The following is a 20,969-nucleotide window of genomic DNA, read 5'->3' on the forward strand; positions in this document are numbered from 1 at the left end:
CCGTTTTTTGGGGGGAATGCTTAAAGATACAAAAAAGGCAACTAACTCGCAATGAATTAGTTGCCTTAAATTTTATTATTTTAGGAATATCCCTAATTAGTTGTACTTTCCGGTCGCAAATGTAAGCGCTTTGCGCGAGATGCAATAGCTCAAATCGGTCAAAAAGCAACACAAAAAGTGCAAACGATTTAGAAGTAGCTTATTCTGCGTTATTTCTCCTTTATTTCGTATCGTTCTCCCGGATTTCCACGCGGCGGATTTTTCCACTGATGGTTTTCGGCAGTTCGTCCACGAATTCGATGACGCGCGGATACTTATAAGGAGCAGTCACTTTCTTCACGTGGTTCTGCAACTCTTTGATGAGTTCTTCACCTTCTTTGCCTTTATATTCTTTAGCCAGCACGATGGTAGCTTTCACTACCTGGCCCCGGATTTCATCGGGCACGCCGGTGATGGCACATTCTATTACGGCAGGGTGAGTCATCAATGCACTTTCCACTTCGAACGGGCCGATGCGATAGCCGGAACTCTTGATAACGTCGTCGGCACGGCCTACGAACCAAAGGTAACCGTCTTCGTCTTTCCAGGCAACGTCTCCGGTGTAATAGATACCATTATTCCAGGCTTCGTGTGTGCGGGCGGCATCACGATAGTATTCTTTGAACAATCCCAGCGGCTTGCCTTTGTCCGTACGGATCACGATTTGGCCCTGTTCACCGGCTTCCACCGAGCGACCGTCGTTGTCTATCAGGTCTACGTCATATTGCGGATTGGGCAATCCCATGCTACCCGGTTTCGGTTCCATCCAAGGCATGGTGGCGATGGTCAGGGTGGTTTCTGTTTGTCCGAAGCCTTCCATCAGTTTGATGCTTGTCAGTTTCTTGAAGGTTTCAAACACGGCGGGGTTCAGAGCTTCTCCGGCGATGGTGCAGTATTTCAGTGACGAGAGGTCGTACTTCGTCAGATCTTCGTGGATGAGGAAACGGAAAATGGTGGGAGGGGCACAGAGAGAAGTCACATGATAATCCTGTATCTTCTCCAGAATAGCGGCGGGAGTGAACTTCTCGTGGTCATATACGAAGATGTTCGCTCCGGCAATCCATTGTCCGTAAAGCTTTCCCCACACAGCTTTTCCCCAACCGGTGTCGGCAATGGTGAGGTGCAGGCTGTCTTCGGTCAGGTTGTGCCAGAAGCTGCCGGTGACGATGTGTCCCAACGGATAAGTGAAGTCGTGGGCAACCATCTTCGGCTGACCGGTGGTTCCGCTCGTAAAGTACATCAGTGAGATGTCTTCGTTTGTATTCGGGTGCTCCGGCCTTACGAAAGGAGCGGCGTTCTCGATACCTTTATGAAAGTCGTCGAAACCTTCGGGCACTTCGGGACCTACGCTGACGAGCTTCTTTACGCTGGGAGAATCCGGCATTGCGGCGGTGATGTGGTCGGTGATGACCGATTCGCCTGCACAGACAATCATTTTGATGTCCGCAGCATTGCAACGATATACGATGTCTTTCTTTGTCAGCAAGTGTGTAGCGGGAATGACGACTGCGCCGAGTTTGTGCAACGCTATGATGCTGAACCAGAACTCAAAACGGCGTTTCAATACCAACATCACCATGTCGCCATGTCCGATGCCGAGGCTTTGAAAATAAGAAGCCGTCTTATCGGTATAGTACTTCATATCGGCGAATGTGTATTGTCGGAATTCTCCTTTGTCATTGGTCCATAACAAAGCGCGTTTGTCGGGCTGTTCCTCAGCCCAGGCGTCTACTACATCGTATCCGAAGTTGAAGTTCTCCGGTACGTTTATTTTCAGGTTTTTGATAAAGTCCTCTTGTGAAGTGAAAGAGGTTTGCGATAAAAATCTTTCTACCATGATTACATTATTATTGCCAGGAATCGTACCATCTTTCCATCCAGCGCTTTCATGCCATGTGGCAACTTGGAGTTGAAGTAAAGGCTGTCCCCTTCGTTTAGTATAAGTTCTTTGCCGTCGATGTTGACCATCATGCGCCCTTCCAGTACGAGGCTGAATTCTTGTCCGGCGTGGCTGTTGTAGTGTATCGGTTCATCGTCCGGTTTGGGTTCGACGGTTACGATGAACGGGTCTACGCTGCGGTTCATGAAACCGGAGGCGAGGGCCTGGTATTTGTAGGCTTTGGTGCGTTCGATGCTGACGCCTTTTCCGGCACGGGTCAGGAAGTAGCTGCTCATTTTGGGTTCTTCGCCAAACATCAGTGCGTCCAGTGACACGCCGTATCTGCGCGCAATCTTTTGCAGCATGCTTACGGAGATATCAAAATCTCCTGTTTCGGCAATGCGGTAGTCGTAAGGAGAGATATCGCATTCGCGCGCAAGGTCTTCGGCTGTCAGTTCCAGTACATCACGGAGTCCGCGGAGGCGTTCGGCAATTTGTTTAATTTGTTCGTCCATGTGGTTGTTATTTTAATGAATTAATTATGAGTCCTTAATCAATATGATAGTCTGCATCACACGCTTTTCTTCAGGGCGTTGATGATGGCTGAGGTGTAGCCTCCATGTTCCAGCTCGTTGATGCCCCGGATGGTGATGCCGCCGGGGGTGCATACTTTATCAATTTCTACGCTGGGGTGCGTGTCGTTGTTCAGTATCAGTTCGGCTGCTCCTTTCACGGTTTGCGCCACCATGCGCATGCCGTCCTGGGGGTAGATGCCCATTTCGATGCCGGCTTGCATGGCTGCCTGGATGTATTTCAGTACATAGGCGATGCCGCAGGAAGTCATGGAAGTGGCGGCGGCGAATTTTTCTTCGGGGATGAGCAAGGCAAGGCCCATCTGGTTGAAGATGTCCAGCATCAGTTGTTCCTGCTCTTTGGTGGCGTTGCGGCTGGCGATGAGCGTCATGCTCTCCATTTCGCTGACGGCGGTGTTGGGGATGATGCGGAACATGGTCATTTCCTTGTCGGCCACGTTCTGTGCCAGTTCTTCGAAGGAGATGCCGGCGGCAACGGAGATAAGTATTTGTTTGCTTTTCAGCTTCAGCTCGCGCAGCACGGGCTTGATGAGCCAGGGCTTCACGGCGAGTATGATGAATTCGGCGCCGGTGACAGCTTCCTGATTGTCGTGAGTGGTCTGCAAGGCGGGGAACTCGGCTTTCAGCTTGTCCAGTTTGCCTTGCGAGGGGTTAGAAACGATGATATCGCTGGCGGGAATGATGCTTCCCTTTGCCAGTCCGCGGGCGATGGAGCCGCCCATGTTTCCGGCTCCGATGATTGCTGTTTTCATATCATTCTGTTATTAAAAGGGTTGACGATGGGCAAAGGTAGATATTTTTTCTACTTTTATGCTCTAATAAAAGTAAAAACTATCGCTGTATATTAAACAAAAAGCAGCTTCTCGAAACTTAGAAAGGTCCGGAAGCTGCTTTATGGCTGATTATCTCAAATATCAAAGTACTTTCTTGAAGCGCTCGAGGAACATGTCGGCTTCCTCCATGCTGAGGCAGAGAGGCGGTAACAGACGGATGACATTGGTTCCGCTCACACCGGTAAATACATGCTGTTCTTTCAATAATTTCAAACGTAATTCCTTGATCGGCTCTTCAAATTCAAGGCCAATCATCAGACCGCGTCCGCGAACTTCCTTGATTTGCGGGAACTTTTTCAGTTCCGTCATCAGGTAGTCACCTACCCGGGCGGTATTCTCTATCAGGTTCTCTTGTTCTATCACATCCAGTACGGCGAGCGCTGCGCTACATGCCAGGTGGTTGCCACCGAAAGTAGTGCCAAGCTGTCCGTAAACGGGGGTGAACATCGGGCTGATAAGTACGCCTGCCATTGGGAAACCGTTGCCGATGCCTTTGGCTACGGTGATGATGTCGGCTTTTATGCCGTTATGCTGGTGGGCGAAGAACTTGCCGCTACGTCCGTAACCGCTTTGGATTTCGTCAAGAACCAGCACCGTGTTATGTGCCGTACAGGCTTCACGCAGGGCATGCATAAATTCATCCGTGGGCAATTGAATACCACCCACACCTTGAATACCTTCGATGATTACTGCACAAACATCCCCTTTAGCCAGTTCGGCTTTCATGGCTTCTATATCGTTCAAAGGCAGATACGTTACGTGTCCGCAATCGTTGATAGGGGCAATGATTTTCGGGTTGTTGGTTACTTCCACTGCCAGTGAAGTACGCCCGTGAAATGCTTTGCTGAAAGAAACAACACGCGTACGTCCGTTGTAGAATGATGCCAGTTTCAAAGCGTTTTCGTTTGCTTCGGCACCACTGTTGATAAGGAATAAGGAGTAGTCATCATAACCACATGCTTTTCCCAAACGCTCGGCAACTTCTTGCTGCAACTTGTTGATGACCGAGTTGGAATAAAATCCCAACGTAGCAACTTGTTTGCTTATCATCTCCACATAATGCGGGTGTGCATGTCCGATGGAAATAACTGCATGACCGCCGTAGAGGTCGAGGTACTCCGTACCGTTTTCGTCCCATACGTGGCAGCCTTTTCCCTTGACAATATTGATGTCAAAAAGAGGATATACGTCGAATAAGTTCATGTCTTTAATTCTAAATTACAAAATACGAATTACTTAGAAAGCGCTGGGCTTCAATCGTAACCCGACAGTTTCTTCCAGATTAAACATCAAGTTCATGTTATGTACAGCCTGTCCACTGGCACCTTTCAGCAAGTTGTCGATGCAGGAGATGATGAGCAACTTATCACCATGTTTTTCCAGATGTAGCAGACACTTGTTGGTGTTCACCACTTGCTTCAGGTCGATGTTCTTCTCTACGATATGTACAAAGGAATCTTTGGCATAATATTCTTCGTACATACGGGTGATTTCGTCCAGTGCAACTTTAGTCTTTACTACAATGGTAGTGAAGATGCCACGGGGAAAATCTCCACGGTAAGGAATGAAGTCTATTTCCGAGTCGAAACTGTTCTGTAACTGTTTGAGCGATTGCTTGATTTCGGGTACATGTTGATGGTCGAAAGCTTTATAAACACTCATATTGTTGTTGCGCCAACTGAAGTGGCTCGTCGCGCCCGGTTTTACGCCTGCACCGGTGCTGCCGGTGATGGCGTTTACCATGATGTCGTCGTTCAGCATCAGGTGCTTGGCGAGAGGCAACAATCCCAGTTGGATGCAAGTGGCAAAGCAGCCGGGATTGGCTACATATTTCGCTTTGCAAGTGGCGCGGCGGTTCAGTTCCGGCAAGCCGTAGATGAATTCATGCTCCGGAGAAGCAATACGATAATCCATCGAAAGGTCGATAACTTTCAGTTCCTCGGGGAGGTTATGGCTTTCCATAAACTTCTTCGTATCACCGTGGGCGGTGCAGAAGAATAATACATCAATTTCATTCAAAGGTAACTCGTCGGTGAAGACAAGGTCCGTTTCGCCGTACAATCCTTCGTGTACGTCGGTAATTTTGTTTCCGGCGTTACTTGAGCTGTTGATGAATACGATTTCCGCTTCCGGATGGTTAATCAGCAAGCGTATCAATTCACCTGCCGTATATCCTGCTCCGCCGATGATTCCTACTTTAATCATTGTGTGTTCTTTATCTGTTATATAAGTTTTTCTCTTCAGGGACAATCAACCACATAATAAGGTATACAGGGATACCGGCAAATACGGTGAAAAATGTCAGCAGTGCATAACCGATGCGTACGAGAGACGGGTCGAGCCCGAAGTAATTTGCCAGTCCTCCGCAAACGCCGGCAAGCATTCGGTCGCTGCGTGAGCGGGTCAGTTTCCTATTATTATTGTCCATAAGATTTAAATCTCTTCGTCCTTATGATTGTTATAGTACACTCTCAGCGGGGTAGAAGTCACTTTGATAAAGCCTTTTGCATCTTCTGCCGTCCAGCCTTTCTGCATTTCGCCGTATTCGCCGAACTTAGTCTTTACCAAATCGTCTTTACTTTCCACACCTACGGTTGAGAAACCCAGCGGGCGGAGTTCCAGGATAGCCGTACCGTTCACATTGCGTTGCGAGGATTCCAGCATGGCTTCGATGTCACGCATCACCGGTTCCAGGTACTGACTTTCGTGCAGGAACATACCGTACCAGTTGGCAACCTGGTCTTTCCAGTACTGCTGCCATTTGCTCAGCGTATATTTTTCCAGGAATTTATGTGCACCGATAATCAACATCGGGGCAGCAGCCTCGAAACCTACACGTCCTTTGATGCCGATAATCGTATCACCTACGTGCATATCGCGACCGATACCGTAAGCGGCACCGATTTCTTCCACTTTCTGTATAGCTTTGATAGGATCGTCGAATGTCTCATCGTTAACGGCTTTCAGTTCGCCTTTCTCGAAAGTGAGACGCAGTTGCTCGCTGCCTTCTTTCTCGCAGTGTTTCAGGTAAGCCGTTTCGGGCAGACCTTGTGCAGAGTCCAGAATTTCACCGCCACAGATGGAAGTACCCCACAGACCTACGTTATAGGAATATTTCAGTTTGGTGAAGTCTGCAGAGAAACCGTGCTTGTTCAGATAGTCTATCTCTTCCTGGCGGCTCAATGCCATGTCGCGTGTCAACGTGATGATTTCTACGCCGGGAGCCAATACAAGGAACGTCATGTCGAAACGAATCTGGTCGTTGCCTGCACCGGTAGAACCGTGGGCAATGGCATCCGCACCGATTTCATTGGCGTAACGGGCGATGGCAAGTGCCTGGAAAATACGTTCGGAACTTACGGAAATGGGGTAGATACCATTACGCAGTACGTTGCCGAATACCATGTATTTCAGGCTCTTCTCGTAATATTCCTGTGTTACGTCGATAGTAACATATTCTTTTGCACCCAGTTTGTAGGCGTTTTCTTCGTTCGTTTTCAGTTGTTCGGGACTGAAACCGCCGGTATTGGCACAAGCTGCATATACTTCGTATCCTTTTTCTTTGGCAAGGTACATTACCGTAAATGAGGTATCAAGACCGCCGCTGAATGCGACTACTACTTTTTTCTTCTTTTCCATATCCTTGTATTTTAAATTTTATCATCTTCATGTAACTCCGGGTCGTAGAGCATTGCCGTGCAGATGCAGAACTTACGGTTCTTTGCCACTAATATATCGTGGTTGATACATCCTTCGCAACCTTTCCAGAAAGACTCATCGTCAGTCAGTTCATTGAAGGTGACGGGCACATATCCCAGTTCAGTATTCATTTTCATGACGGCAGCTCCACTGGTGAGACTGAATACTTTGGCATTGGGCCATCGCAGGCGTGCCAGACGGAAAGAGGCCATTTTGATTCGCTTCGCCAATCCTATGCCGCGGAAGTCGGGATGTACAATCAAACCGGAAGTAGCGACGTATTGTTTGTTTCCCCAGCTTTCGATGTAGCTGAAACCTGCAAACACGTCTCCGCATAAGGCGATGATAGCTTTTCCTTCTTTCATTTTTGTCGCCACATATTCGTGTGTGCGTTCTGCGATGCCCGTTCCGCGTACTTTGGCCGCTTCTCTGATGGTATCCAAAATCTTATCCACATAAATTTCGTGAGAGGCGTCAGCCACCATCACATCCACTTTTTTGGTATCCATTTCGTATTATGTTAACTTAGTCGTTACTATCCGTTATTCTGAACGTAGTGAAGAATCTTCTCTCTTTATGTTTGTAGGGGAGTAGATTCTTCACTGCGTTCAGAATGACGGATGTGAACATTATCAATTTATTTAGATTTATTTTAGTGTAAATTAGGGATGATTTGTGACAGGAAGTCGCGTACTTCGCTGTGCGAAGCGGCTTCGTGCACTACCAGCATGATGGTGTCGTCTCCGGCGATGGTACCCAGGATAGCGGGACATTCGCGGTTGTCAATGTCGTAGGCCATACTGCTGGCGTAGCCCGGTCGCGTACGGATAACTGCGATATTGCCTGAAAATTGTAGGGAGACGAAGCCGCTGTTCATCAGCATTTCGCTGGCACTTTGGTCGTTGGAGCGTTTGTACATGATGTTGTTGGGCAATACATATACGTATTTCCCGTTCATGTTCGCTGCTTTGGCAACTTTCAGTTGTTTCAAGTCGCGGGAGAGAGTGGCTTGTGTCAACTCAAAGCCTTCCTTACCTAAAGCGTGCAGCAGTTCTTCCTGTGAACTGACGTCTTTGCTTGAGATAATCATCTTGATTGCGTCTAACCGATTGGCTTTTTTCTTCATCTTTTTGTATAATTATTCTTAGAATGGCGCAAAAATAGGGAATGTTTTGGAAATAATATGCAAAAACAAGAGGTTTTTTGTACTTTTTATACTATGAAGGGTGTGGTTTATGCATAAAATGAGAAATCTTGTCTAAAATATATTCATAACCTATAGGCATTCTTTATTTCGCTGCATGCCTATCAAGATGTATTTTGTTAGGCAATGTTTTTGCGTTCCACTATAGTTACTCTTGCGTTCCACTATAGTGGTCCGCAAGGGTAACTATAGTGTTCCTTGCGGATAACTATAGTGGAACGCAAAAAAAGTAGGCAATGAAGAAAATCTTATTGGGCAATGAAAGAAGTTGGAATGGCATCCTGACGGAGAAACTTAGTTAAGTATCTCATTGTATATCTCGTATATATTATATATTGGCAATGTATAATGCCAAAGTAAATGTTCATAATTAGTTCACATGATAACGGGCGGTTAAATGATAATTTAGCGGGCATCCGCCCGCTAAAAATTGACAATTGACAATTAACAATTAGGCTGCGCTATATTGTGCTTAAACAATCGTTCCGAATGGTAATTGTCAATTGTCAATTGTCAATTTTTAGCGGTAAAGCCGCTAAATCATCATTTAGTAAGAGTTGCCGCATCCAGAACTAATTTAAAGAATTTTGAAGAATAAAAATAATCTTCGGAAGCATAACATTTAATCGGCTGTAACTTTCTTGAAACGACAAAAGCAATAAGAAAACTATCAAAATATAGAGAAGGGATTTCGAAGGAAACCCCTATTTTTGTGCCGTCAGATTCTGACATATTCTGTTTTTATAATTAATCTATGTGAATCTATAAACTATTAAAGGCACATGAAAAAGCTCTTTTGGTTTTCAATTTTCCTTCTTTTAAGTTTGGTTGCTTCTCTCACGGCAGAAGCAAAAGTGACACTTCCTGCTATTTTCTCAGATAACATGGTATTGCAGCAGCGCACACAGGTAAATGTGTGGGGTAAGGCTGCACCCGGAGAACGGGTGACGATAAAGGCGTCCTGGGCGGACAAGGCGGTTACGACAAAGGCGGCTGCCAACGGCAAATGGACGGTGAAGCTGAAAACACCGGATGCGACCACGAACCAGTCTATTACGGTGAGCGGTGAGAATACGATTCATATTAATAATGTATTGATAGGCGAAGTATGGCTTTGCACCGGGCAGAGCAATATGGAATTTCCCGTATCGCGCCATCCCGATGTAAAGTGGAAAACCGGTATGCTGAATGAGGCGGAGGAAATGAAGGACGCCGATTATCCTGAAATCCGCTTGTTCCATGTAGAGCACCAGCTGGCACATGATGGCGAGGTGGACGATTGTGAAGGACAATGGCTGGTTTGCAATCCGAAGAATCTGTATGATTTCTCGGCTGTAGGCTTCGTCTTCGGTCGGAAGTTGCATAAGGAATTGAAGATGCCTGTGGGGCTAATCCAGTCCACCTGGGGCGGCACGCATGCGGAATCGTGGACGAAACTGGATGTGATGAAGAAGAATCCGCTTTACGCCGATGTGCTGAAAGACTTCGCACTGGAAGGCGTGAAGCAGCAGAAAAACTATTGTAAAGTGCCGGCTACGTTGTGGAACGGTATGATACATCCCATCCTGGGCTATACCATAAAAGGTAATATCTGGTATCAGGGAGAGTCGAACTCCATTCGTGCCGATAAATATCAGCAGGTATTCACCAATATGATAAACAGCTGGCGCAAGGAGTGGAAGCAACCGGACATGCCGTTCTATTTTGTGCAGATAGCTCCGCATTACGGGCAGCCTGCAACGATTCGCGAAGCACAACTCAAGACGTGGCAGAGCGGGTTGAAGAATGTAGGCATGGCGGTAATCACGGATGTGGGCGACTCGCTCGATATCCATCCGCGCAATAAGACGGTGACGGGTGAACGTCTGGCAGCATGGGCGCTGGCTAAACAATATGATAAGGATGTTGCTTATTCCGGCCCGTTATTCAAGACGATGAAAGTGGAAGGCAATAAAGCAGTGTTGAGTTTCGACTATGCTGAGGACGGACTGATGACACTGGATAATGAACCGGTGAAAGGAGTCATCGTTGCCGGTGCCGACCGTCGCTTTTATCCCGCTACGGCTGTGATAAAAGGCGGTACGCTGGAAGTTTCGGCGCCGCAGGTTTCCAGTCCTGTGGCTGTGCGTTATGCATATTGTAATTTCTTCCGGGTGAATCTTTATAATAAGGCGGGTTTCCCTGCCACTCCTTTCCGTACGGATACTTGGGAGCCGGACTCGTATGCGCGTTGGTTCGCCGATTCGGAGATGGTGCGGTTCCCGAAGGCTTATCAGTTGGATCATGGCAAGCGTCTTTTCTTCGGTTATGCCCAGGGTGTGGGTTGTTGCGCGATGCTGAAAATGTGGAAGAAAACGGGTGAACGCCGTTATTTCGACTATGTGGAGCAATGGGCGGATTCGCTGATTAACGAACAGGGAGAAATCCACTTGTATCATGTGGAAACCTATAATCTCGATTATATCAATTCCGGTAAAGTCTTGTTCGATTTGTATCGTGAGACGGGCAAGAAGAAATATAAGACGGCGATGGATGCGCTTATCAAGCAGCTCCGGAATCATCCCCGCACGCTGGAAGGCGCTTATTGGCATAAATTGATTTACCAGCATCAGATTTGGCTGGACGGTCTGTATATGGCTTCACCTTTCATGGCTCAGTATGGTGCGGAATTCAATAAGCCTGAATGGATTGATGAGGCGGTAAAGCAGTTTACGCTTTGCCAGAAACATACGTATGACGCTAAGACCGGGCTTTATCATCATGCCTGGGACGAAAGCAAGAGTCAGCGTTGGGCCGATCCGGAAACGGGACATTCTCCCAACTTCTGGGGACGCAGCATCGGCTGGTGGTTTATGGCAATGGTGGATGTACTGGATTTCATTCCGGAAAACCACGAAGGGCGCGCCCGGATAATAGGTTGGATACAGGGACTGGCAGAGGTGCTACCGGAATATCAGGACAAGAATGGCTTGTGGTATCAGGTGCTCGACCAGCCGAAGCGGAAAGGAAACTTCCCGGAAGCTTCCGTGACTACGCAATTTATGAATGCGTATGCCAAAGCAGTGAATAAGGGATATATTGATGAGAAATATCGTGCCGTAGCCGAGAAGGCTTTCAACGGATTGAAGAGCAAGTTGATGGTGGAACGCCAGGACGGCACGTTGACGCTGACACGTTGTTGCCAGGTAGGTGGTTTGGGTGGACATCCATATCGCGACGGCAGCTTTGAATATTATATAGGTGAAAAGATGCGGGATAACGACGCAAAGGCGACAGGACCGTTTATTATGGGATGCCTGGAATTGGGCAAATGATAATTTAGCGAAATGAAGAATGATGAATGAAGAATGAAGAATTTGGCTGCGCTATGCAAGCATGCCGCAAGGTAATTCTTCATTCTTCATTCATCATTCTTCATTAAATTATCATTTATCATCCTGTTATTATGTGAACTAATTATGAATATCTGTTTGTAGAAATTGTCATGAAAAAGAACTTGTTGGTAATACTCATTGCTTCCTTTTGTGCCGGAACCCTCTCCGCACAAAGTGTTTCGTGGCCCGAAGTGACTGTCGAGGCTAAACCGGCAGCCCGTTGGTGGTGGATGGGGAGTGCGGTGGATGCCGCTAACCTGACTCATAACCTGGAAGCGTATTTCAAAGCCGGAATGGGGACAATGGAGATTACTCCTATTTACGGTGTGCAAGGAAATGATGCGAATGATATTCAGTTTCTTTCCCCACAGTGGATGCAGATGTTGCGCCATACGGAAAGCGAAGCTGCACGCTTGGGTATGAAGATTGATATGAACACGGGTACGGGCTGGCCTTTCGGTGGTCCGGAAGTGTCCATTGAGGATGCAGCCTGTAAGTTGCTGATTGAAGAATATACATTGAAAGGCGGTGAACGCCTGAAAGAAAAAGTAGAAGTGACGGACGAAAAACAACGCCCGTATGCCAGGCTTGCCCGTTTGATGGCTTTCAGAGTGCTGACCGACTCTTCTACCCCGAAAGAACAAAAGGCGGTACGCTGCTACAACCTGACTTCAAAACTCATAGACGGAAAACTGAACTGGAAAGCTCCGAAAGGAGAATGGCGGCTGATTGCCGCTTTCGTAGGGAAGACATTCCAGAAAGTGAAACGCTCTGCCCCCGGTGGAGAAGGATATGTGATGAACCACTTCTCCGCGAAAGCCGTCTCCAACTATCTGGGACGTTTTGAACGTGCCTTTGCCGGACAGACAACCGATGGTTCTGCCGGAACGCCGACGGCATATCCCCACAATTTCTTTAATGACTCTTACGAGGTTTATGGTGCCGACTGGACGGACGACTTGTTTGAACAATTTGCCTGCCGCCGTGGCTACAAATTGGAGGAACACCTTCCCGAGTTCCTTTCGCAGGAACGTACGGAAACTACCCGCCGTATCGTTTCCGATTACCGCGAGACTCTTGCCGAACTGCTTCAGGAGAACTTCACCCGTCAATGGACGGATTGGGCTCATAAACATGGTTCGCGTACCCGCAACCAGGCGCATGGCTCGCCCGGCAATCTGATAGACCTTTATGCAACGGTGGATGTGCCGGAATGTGAGGGCTTCGGATTATCCGACTTCGGTATCAGCGGCTTGCGCAAGGACTCTCTGACACGCCCCAATGATTCGGATCTTTCCATGTTGAAGTATGCCTCTTCGGCAGCGCACATCGCCGGAAAACCTTTCACGACCTCGGAAACATTTACGTGGCTGACGGAGCACTTCCGCACTTCGCTTTCGCAATGCAAGCCTGATATCGACTTGATGTTTGTTTCGGGCGTGAACCATACCTATTTCCACGGTACTACCTATTCTCCCGTCCAGGCGGCATGGCCGGGATGGAAGTTCTATGCTTCCATTGATATGAGCCCCACGAACAATATCTGGAGGGATGCTCCTGCGTTCTTTGACTACATCACCCGTTGCCAGAGTTTCCTGCAAATGGGACAACCGGACAATGATTTTCTGGTATATCTGCCTGTGTATGATATGTGGGACGAACAGGGTGGACGCTTGTTGTTGTTCGACATTCATAAGATGGCAAGACGTGCCCCGCGTTTTATTGAAGCGGTACACCGCATTTATGATGCGGGCTATGATATGGATTATATCTCTGACAACTTCATTCGCAACGCTATGTGCCAGGATGGCAAGATATTGACGTCGGGTGGCGTCTCTTATAAAGCACTGGTGGTTCCCGGTGCCCGCCTGATGCCTGCTGATGTGTTGGAGAAACTGCTTCAACTGGCGGATGAAGGTGCTATGATTGTTTTTCTGGAGCAATATCCGGAAGATGTGCCGGGACTAAACTCTTTGTCCGGACGTCGTGCGGAGTTCAATAACGTTCTTGCGCAAATAAAGGAACGTGAAGGAAAAGGAAATGTGATTTTCGGAACAGACTATGTCCGCACACTGGCTGCAACTGCCGCTGTTCCCGAAGAAATGAAAACAACTTTCGGGCTGAGCATTATCCGCCGTTCGCATCCTGAGGGACATCATTATTTCATTTCCGCGCTGAAAGCGGAAGATACCGAGGGATGGGTTCCATTGGCCGTACAGGCACGCTCGGCGATGCTTTATAATCCGATGAATGGGACGTCGGGCAAAGCGCGCTTGCGTCAGAATAATGGCAGGACGGAGGTGTTCCTGCAACTGGTATCCGGTGAGTCTGTGATATTGAAGACGTTCGATAGCCAGGAGGTTGATGTGCCGGAATACGGGTATTGGAGCGAAATGAAGAATCTCCTCTCTGATAGACAGTGGGGCTTCCGTTTTGTTGAAGCCACCCCGGCAGTGGGCGCCACTCCGGATAGTGTGTCTCTGGGTTCGTGGACGGAACTTGTCGCCGAAGGTACAAGGCATACAATGGGAACCGCCTGCTATACCACTACATTCACCGTGAAGAATCCTGCTGATGCCGGAGAGTGGATGCTGGACCTCGGTGATGTCCGTGAGAGTGCCCGTGTCCGCATCAACGGTCAGGAAGTGGCTACGCTGTTTGCTGTTCCTTACCGCTGTCTGGCAGGCAAATATCTTCATGCGGGAGTGAATACCCTTGAAGTGGAAGTGACCAATCTGCCGGCCAACCGCATTGCTGATATGGACCGTCGCAACGTTCCCTGGCGTATCTATAAAGATGCCAATATTGTGAATATCCATTATAAGAAGGATAATTACGGAAAATGGGAGCCGGTTCCGAGCGGTTTGCTGGGGCCTGTGCGTCTGATTCCCATGCAGGCTTTACAATGAATAAAACAATAATCCATGAAATCTAATTTTATTATCCTCTGTCTGCTCGGGTTGGCAAGTGCTTTGAATGCCCAGGACCCTCGCGAGAGACATTACTACTACGAGATACTTGATCCGAAGCATGAGCCTAAACCCCTGGTGGAAGGCTTTGCCGGGGAGCGTGTGACCGAAAAACTGAATCGCGGGCTGACAGTAGTTCCTGCCCGCGAGGGTAAAGGAGCCTACCTTAGTTGGCGACTATTGGCATCGGATGCTCCGACCACCGCCTTTCACGTTTATCGGGAAACGGACGGAAAAGTGCGGCGTCTGACTAAGAAACCAATCACACAGACCTGCGATTTCACAGACGTCACTCCGGCGGAAAAGGCGTCTTATTGGGTGGAAGCACTGGTGAAAGGGAAAAAGCCTGTCGTGTCGGAGAAGCAGGAAGTTGTCCTTTCCGGGTTAAAGCCTTATACTTCTATCCCTCTGAAAGATAACGTTAAAGCCGGGAAGATTGCTTTGGCGGATCTGAATGGTGACGGCATTTATGACTACATCATCCGTACTCCCGAGACCAATGTAGACCCCGGTATGCCTGGTGATACTACCGGAAAAACATATAAAATATCCGCCTACTTGAGTGACGGAACTTACCTTTGGACTTATGATATGGGACCGGGTATCGAGCCGGGTATCTGGTATTCACCTTTCATCGTGTACGATTTCAACGGAGACGGAAAAGCCGAGGTTGCCATAAAGGCTGCCGCTGATGACTATATAAAGAATGAAAAAGGCCGTGTTTGCGGCGGTAGCGAATACCTCTCCGTGCTGGATGGCATGACCGGTAAGGAAATTGACCGTGTGGACTGGCCCGAACGGAATGACCGTTATGGAAATCTGATTCGCCAGAACCGTAATCAGATGGGGGTTGCCTATCTGGACGGAAAGACTCCTTATATATTGGCTGCCCGCGGTACTTACAAACTGATGGTGGTGGATGCCTGGATGCTGAAAGACGGAAAATTGCAACGCGCCTGGCGTTGGGATGGGGATGAAGAAAACCCCATTGTCCGCAGTATGGGTGCTCATAGCATGGTGACGGCCGATGTGGATGGCGACGGACGGGATGAAATCATGTTAGGCTCGTGCATGCTCGATGATAACGGTACGCTGCTTTGGTCCTCCGGCCTGGGGCATAGTGATAAGGCTTATCTTTGCAAACTTCGTCCTGATATGGAGGGAATGCAGGTGTTCATGGTGAGCGAACCGAAGAAAGAGGACGGTCGTGGGGTTTCCGTGGTGGATGCCGCTACCGGTAAGCTGGTTTGGAAAATCGGACAGACAACGTATCACGTCGGCGACGGTATGGTAGCGGATTTTGACCCTTCCCATCCCGGGTTGGAATGTTTTGCAAGTGAAGACCGCAAAGGAGGAAGTACTGACAAGTATCTGCTCACGGCCGATGGCAAAAAGATAAATGCCACGAATGAAGAAGTACCCGGCTGTCGTAATTGGATCTGGTGGGATGCGGATTTGTTGCGTGAGACTTTCAAAGGGGATGATAACCGTTGGGGAGCTTCTTCCTCGTCCGGCGGGCGCAAACAGAATATCTGGAAGTGGAAGGGAGAAGTCCTGACCGGAGGCATCGAAGGCGATATACTGCTGATAGCTGATATGGAAGGTGACTGGCGCGAGGAACTGATTACTGCCTTGCCGGGAGAGTTACGCATCTATCATACCAATATTCCGGCCCGCGACCGTCGCGTGACATTGATGCAGGACCCGCTTTACCGCAGCTATGTGGCACATCGCAGCATGGGCTATCCGCAGGCGCCTGTACCTTCTTTCTACTTGGGTGAATGGAAATAATATCTGATTATAAATGAAAAAAAGACAAAGAATGACGAAACAATTGTATGTGATTGCAGCCGTTTGCCTGTGGTTGCTCAGTGCTTGCCAATCTTCAACGTATAAGTATGAAGCAGTATATAAAGACCTGCCTTTTGATATGCCAAGGGTAGAAGCACCGAAATTCCCCGACCGTCGGGTGAATCTTACCGACTTTGGTGCGGTGGGTAATGGTGAGGAACTTTGTACGGCCGCCTTTGCCAAAGCCATCGATGTTTTGGCGGAAAAGGGGGGTGGACACTTGATTGTTCCTGCCGGTGTCTGGTTTACCGGACCGATTGTGCTGAAGAGTAATATAGACCTGCATCTGGAAAAAGGTGCTGTCATCCTCTTTTCGCCTGATGTAGATTTATATCCGCTGGTAGAGACTGTTTTTGAGGGTTTGGATACCCGTCGTTGCCAGTCGCCCGTTTCCGGCCGTAATCTGGAAAATGTAGCGATAACGGGTGAAGGTGCTATTGATGGCAACGGACATTACTGGCGTCCTCTGAAGCGGGAGAAAGTTACGGAAGGCGTATGGAGGCAGACTATCGCCCGGGGTGGAGTTTATAAACGCCCTACCTATTGGTTCCCTTATCCGCAAACGCTGAAAGGCGATACCATCAGCAATATGAATGTGCCCCAGAACTTGAAGACTGAGGAGGAGTGGCAGAGTGTGCGTCATTTCCTTCGTCCGGTGATGGTGAGCTTGATAGAGTGTAAGAATGTATGGTTGCAGGGAGTGATTTTTCAGAATTCACCGGCATGGAACCTGCATCCGTTGATGTGCGAGAATGTGCTGATAGAAGAGGTGCAGGTACGAAATCCGAGCTATGCGCAGAATGGTGATGGTCTGGATCTGGAGTCTTGCAAGAATGCTCTGATTGTGAATTCCACGTTTGATGTGGGTGATGACGGCATTTGTCTGAAGAGTGGCAAGGATGAGGATGGACGCCGCCGCGGACGTGTTTGCGAGAATGTGGTGGTAGACGGTTGTACGGTGTTCAAAGGGCACGGAGGTTTCGTGGTAGGCAGTGAGATGAGTGGCGGTGTACGCAATGTGTCTGTCAGCAATTGCCAGTTCCTCGGCACGGATGTAGGTTTGCGTTTCAAGAGCAAACGTGGACGTGGCGGGGTAGTGGAGAATATCTGGATACGCAATATCTCCATGATGGATATTCCGACAGAACCGATCACGTTCAACCTTTATTATGGAGGCAAGTCGGCGGTGGAAGTGTTGGAAAGCGGTGAAGTAGTGCCTGCCAAGGTAGAACCGATGCCGGTGGACGAAACAACGCCTTGTTTCCGCAATATCCATGTTGAGAATCTGGTTTGTGCCGGTGCTCGTCGCGCTTTATTCTTCAATGGTATTCCTGAAATGCCTATCGACGGCATTGTGTTGAAGAACGTGGACATCACCTCGAAGCTGGGAGCGGAATTTGCTTACAGTAATAATATCACTATGGAGAATGTAAATATCCGTAATGCGGAAGGGGAGAAAGTGGTGACTCGTTATTGTGAAGGTGTGACGGAATTGACAATTGACAATTGAGTACTTATTAATGCCGCACAGAGTGCGGTATATCTGTCAGAAACAATATCTTTTCAGTCAAAACTGATACAGAGCATAGGGGAGTAATCCCCTATTTTTGTATCGTCAAAATTATATTTAATATCATGAAACATTGCTTTTTTGCGGTCGACTTGGGAGCCACCAGTGGTCGTACCATCTTGGGGACATTCACTCCGCAGGGATTGGAATTGCAGGATGTGAACCGCTTTCCTAACCATCTGATTGAACTCGGGGGACATTACTACTGGGATATTTACGAATTGTACCGCCACATTTTAGAGGGACTGAAACTGGCTGCCCGCATGGAGGATGTACAGATAACTTCCATCGGAATTGACACGTGGGGAGTGGATTTCGTATGCGTCGGCAAAGACGGCGCCTTGCTCCGCCAGCCTTACTCTTATCGCGACCCCCATACTGTGGGTGCCCCAGAGGCTTTTTTCGCCCACGTTCCCCGTAAGCAAGTTTACGGATGGACGGGCATTCAGATTATGAATTTCAATTCGCTTTTCCAATTAGATACCCTGCGCCGCAATAATGACAGTGCCTTGGCTGCCGCTGATAAGCTGCTCTTTATGCCCGATGCTCTCAGCTACCTGCTGACGGGCGAGATGGTGACGGAATACACTATCGCCAGCACTGCCCAACTGTTGAATGCCGAAACGCGTCGCCTGGAGCCGGCTTTGCTTGAAGCGCTCGGACTGACGGAAGACAATTTCGGCCGTTTCGTATATCCGGGTGAGACGGTGGGAGTGTTGACAAAAGAAATACAAACGATTACCGGACTGGGCGCTATTCCCGTGATTGCCGTTGCCGGACATGATACCGCATCGGCCGTTGCCGCCGTGCCTGCTCTGGACCGTAACTTTGCTTATCTGAGCAGCGGCACCTGGTCGCTGATGGGAGTGGAGACGGATGCGCCGGTCATCAACGAGGAAACCGAAGCGCTGAACTTTACGAATGAAGGAGGTGTGGACGGAACCATCCGCCTGCTGAAGAATATTTGTGGAATGTGGTTGCTGGAACGTTGCCGTTGCAACTGGGAGGACGTATCTTATCCCGAACTGATTGCCGAGGCACAGGCATGCGAGCCGTTCCGCAGCCTGATAAATCCGGATGACGCGTTGTTTGCCAATCCGGTGGATATGGAGCAAGCCATCCGTACCTATTGTGCCGACCATAGCCAGCCGAAACCGGAAACCCGCGGACAAGTGGTGCGCTGCATTTTTGAGAGCCTGGCGTTGCGTTATCGCCAGGTGTTGGAGAATCTGCGCGTTCTTTCTCCCCGTCCGGTGGAAGTGTTGCACGTCATTGGCGGTGGAAGCCGCAATGATTTGCTGAACCAGTGGACCGCCAATGCGCTGGGCATACCCGTAGTCGCAGGACCATCGGAAGCTACAGCCATCGGCAATGTGATGCTGCAAGCCCTGGCAGCCGGCACGGCGAGTGATGTCGTGTCCATGCGCCAGCTCGTCAACCGCTCCATTCCGCTGAAAACCTTCACGCCCGAAGACGTGGAAGTGTGGAATGCCGCCTACCGGAAATTCCTGCAGTTGGCATAACCCCTTGTCTTACCCCGCAAACTATAATTTTCAATTTATAATTATTAATAAAACTAATACCATCATGAAAGAAGATTTAATTCTGAGAGCCTATGAAGTGGCAAAAGAACGTTACGCCGCCATCGGCGTGGATGTAGAAAAAGCTATGGACGCTTTGCAAAAGATTTCCCTCTCCCTGCACTGCTGGCAGGCCGACGATGTGGCCGGATTTGAAGCACAGGGCGCGCTGACCGGCGGAATCCAGGCTACGGGAAACTACCCCGGCAAAGCTCGCAATATGGAAGAATTGAGACAAGACGTGCTGAAGGCAGCCAGTTATATCCCCGGAACCCACCGTCTGAACCTGCATGAAATCTATGGTGATTTCGGTGGCAAGTTCGTTGACCGCGACCAGGTAGAACCGGCTCATTTTGAAAGCTGGATGCAGTGGGCAGCCGAAAACAACATGAAACTGGACTTCAACTCCACCTCTTTCTCTCATCCGAAGAGTGGCAACCTTTCTCTCTCAAACCCGGATAAGGGTATCCGTGATTTCTGGGTGGAACACACCAAGCGTTGCCGTGCCATTGCCGAGGAGATGGGACGTCGCCAGGGTGATCCTTGTATCATGAACTTGTGGGTGCATGATGGCAGCAAAGACATCACTGTCAACCGTATGCTCTACCGCGACCTGCTGAAAGATTCTCTCGACCGCATCTTCGAAGTGGAATACAAGAATATGAAGGATTGCGTTGAATCCAAAGTATTCGGTATCGGTCTGGAAAGCTACACGGTGGGTTCCAACGATTTCTATATCGGTTATGGCGTAAGCCGCAACAAGATTGTTACGCTGGATACCGGCCACTTCCACCCGACGGAAAGCGTTGCCGACAAGCTGTCTTCACTGCTGCTGTTCATCCCCGAAATCATGTTGCACGTGAGCCGCCCGGTGCGCTGGGACTCTGACCACGTGACGATTATGAACGATGAAACGATGGACCTCTGCAAGGAAATCGTACGTTGCAATGCCCTCGACCGCGTACATATCGGTTTGGACTACTTCGATGCCAGCATCAACCGTATCGGTGCTTACGTTATCGGTAGCCGTGCCACTCAGAAGTGTGTGCTTCAAGCTCTGCTGGAGCCGCTGGATACATTGCGCCGATACGAGGCGAACGACCAGTTGTTCGAACGCCTTGCCCTGCTCGAAGAAGGCAAATCCCTGCCGTGGAATGCAGTTTGGGATATGTTCTGTTTGAAGAATGGTGTACCTGTGGGCGAAGAATTTATCGCCGAGATACAGAAATACGAAGCAGACGTTACGTCTAAACGCTGAAATTAGTGTACATTTGCAACGACAAAGGATGAGGACGATAATGAGATACGTATGTCATGGGTCATGAGATACGTATGTCACCTCCCATGAGATACGTATCTCACCACCCATGACATGCGC

At 48.9% G+C, this 20,969-nt stretch carries 16 protein-coding genes; 6 read left to right on the plus strand and 10 right to left on the minus strand.

The genetic code is table 11. The features are described 5' to 3' along the window. Window positions 1–220 precede the first annotated feature (220 nt). The 10 genes from BUC01_RS18920 to BUC01_RS18965 all read right to left on the minus strand — a co-directional run bounded on the left by BUC01_RS18920 (window position 221) and on the right by BUC01_RS18965 (window position 8,979). Window positions 221–1,876 carry an AMP-binding protein gene (locus BUC01_RS18920; RefSeq protein WP_073314514.1) on the minus strand — a complete coding sequence of 552 codons (1,656 nt, stop codon included), beginning with the start codon at window positions 1,874–1,876 and terminating at the stop codon, window positions 221–223. A 2-nt stretch (window positions 1,877–1,878) separates the two neighbouring features. After that, window positions 1,879–2,433, minus strand: coding sequence for a helix-turn-helix domain-containing protein (locus BUC01_RS18925; RefSeq protein WP_025832197.1), 555 nt, complete (start codon window positions 2,431–2,433; stop codon window positions 1,879–1,881). A 56-nt stretch (window positions 2,434–2,489) separates the two neighbouring features. Further along, window positions 2,490–3,263, minus strand: a complete 774-nt coding sequence (gene proC / locus BUC01_RS18930) for a pyrroline-5-carboxylate reductase (protein WP_073314516.1) — start codon at window positions 3,261–3,263, stop codon at window positions 2,490–2,492. Window positions 3,264–3,425: 162 nt separating this feature from the next. After that, window positions 3,426–4,547 carry an aspartate aminotransferase family protein gene (locus BUC01_RS18935; protein ID WP_073314518.1) on the minus strand — a complete coding sequence of 374 codons (1,122 nt, stop codon included), beginning with the start codon at window positions 4,545–4,547 and terminating at the stop codon, window positions 3,426–3,428. Window positions 4,548–4,580: 33 nt separating this feature from the next. Next, complete coding sequence (argC, locus tag BUC01_RS18940; RefSeq protein ID WP_025832195.1) at window positions 4,581–5,549, minus strand: N-acetyl-gamma-glutamyl-phosphate reductase; 969 nt, start codon at window positions 5,547–5,549, stop codon at window positions 4,581–4,583. Between the two features lie 10 nt (window positions 5,550–5,559). Continuing rightward, window positions 5,560–5,772 carry a PspC domain-containing protein gene (locus BUC01_RS18945; protein ID WP_025832193.1) on the minus strand — a complete coding sequence of 71 codons (213 nt, stop codon included), beginning with the start codon at window positions 5,770–5,772 and terminating at the stop codon, window positions 5,560–5,562. Window positions 5,773–5,777: 5 nt separating this feature from the next. Continuing rightward, the gene (locus BUC01_RS18950) at window positions 5,778–6,983 is read right to left on the minus strand and encodes an argininosuccinate synthase (RefSeq protein WP_025832191.1); all 1,206 of its coding nucleotides are present in this window, start codon (window positions 6,981–6,983) and stop codon (window positions 5,778–5,780) included. An 11-nt stretch (window positions 6,984–6,994) separates the two neighbouring features. Next, a complete protein-coding gene (locus BUC01_RS18955; protein WP_007660420.1) occupies window positions 6,995–7,552 on the minus strand; it encodes a GNAT family N-acetyltransferase in 558 nt (185 codons plus the stop codon). 143 nt (window positions 7,553–7,695) lie between these two features. Continuing rightward, entirely contained in the window at window positions 7,696–8,169 is a 474-nt protein-coding gene (gene argR / locus BUC01_RS18960; protein WP_025832187.1) for an arginine repressor, read from the minus strand. Window positions 8,170–8,790: 621 nt separating this feature from the next. Then, entirely contained in the window at window positions 8,791–8,979 is a 189-nt protein-coding gene (locus BUC01_RS18965) for a hypothetical protein (protein ID WP_025832185.1), read from the minus strand. A 50-nt stretch (window positions 8,980–9,029) separates the two neighbouring features. On the opposite strand from BUC01_RS18965, the gene BUC01_RS18970 reads away from it, so the two are divergent. The 6 genes from BUC01_RS18970 to BUC01_RS18995 all read left to right on the plus strand — a co-directional run bounded on the left by BUC01_RS18970 (window position 9,030) and on the right by BUC01_RS18995 (window position 20,849). Next, window positions 9,030–11,561, plus strand: a complete 2,532-nt coding sequence (locus BUC01_RS18970) for a glycoside hydrolase family 88 protein (RefSeq protein ID WP_073314520.1) — start codon at window positions 9,030–9,032, stop codon at window positions 11,559–11,561. Window positions 11,562–11,731: 170 nt separating this feature from the next. Beyond that, window positions 11,732–14,530 carry an alpha-L-rhamnosidase gene (locus BUC01_RS18975; protein WP_073314522.1) on the plus strand — a complete coding sequence of 933 codons (2,799 nt, stop codon included), beginning with the start codon at window positions 11,732–11,734 and terminating at the stop codon, window positions 14,528–14,530. Window positions 14,531–14,545: 15 nt separating this feature from the next. Further along, on the plus strand, window positions 14,546–16,381 hold the full coding sequence (locus tag BUC01_RS18980; protein ID WP_073314524.1) for a rhamnogalacturonan lyase family protein: 1,836 nt from the start codon (window positions 14,546–14,548) through the stop codon (window positions 16,379–16,381). 31 nt (window positions 16,382–16,412) lie between these two features. Next, entirely contained in the window at window positions 16,413–17,951 is a 1,539-nt protein-coding gene (locus BUC01_RS18985) for a glycoside hydrolase family 28 protein (RefSeq protein WP_025832183.1), read from the plus strand. Between the two features lie 125 nt (window positions 17,952–18,076). Continuing rightward, window positions 18,077–19,534, plus strand: a complete 1,458-nt coding sequence (locus BUC01_RS18990) for a rhamnulokinase (RefSeq protein ID WP_025832181.1) — start codon at window positions 18,077–18,079, stop codon at window positions 19,532–19,534. A 64-nt stretch (window positions 19,535–19,598) separates the two neighbouring features. Further along, window positions 19,599–20,849 (plus strand): L-rhamnose isomerase, encoded by a 1,251-nt coding sequence (locus BUC01_RS18995; protein ID WP_073314538.1) that lies wholly within the window; start codon window positions 19,599–19,601, stop codon window positions 20,847–20,849. The last annotated feature ends 120 nt before the right edge of the window (window positions 20,850–20,969 follow it).

It is taken from the genome of Bacteroides stercorirosoris, assembly GCF_900142015.1.
Lineage (GTDB): Bacteria > Bacteroidota > Bacteroidia > Bacteroidales > Bacteroidaceae > Bacteroides > Bacteroides stercorirosoris.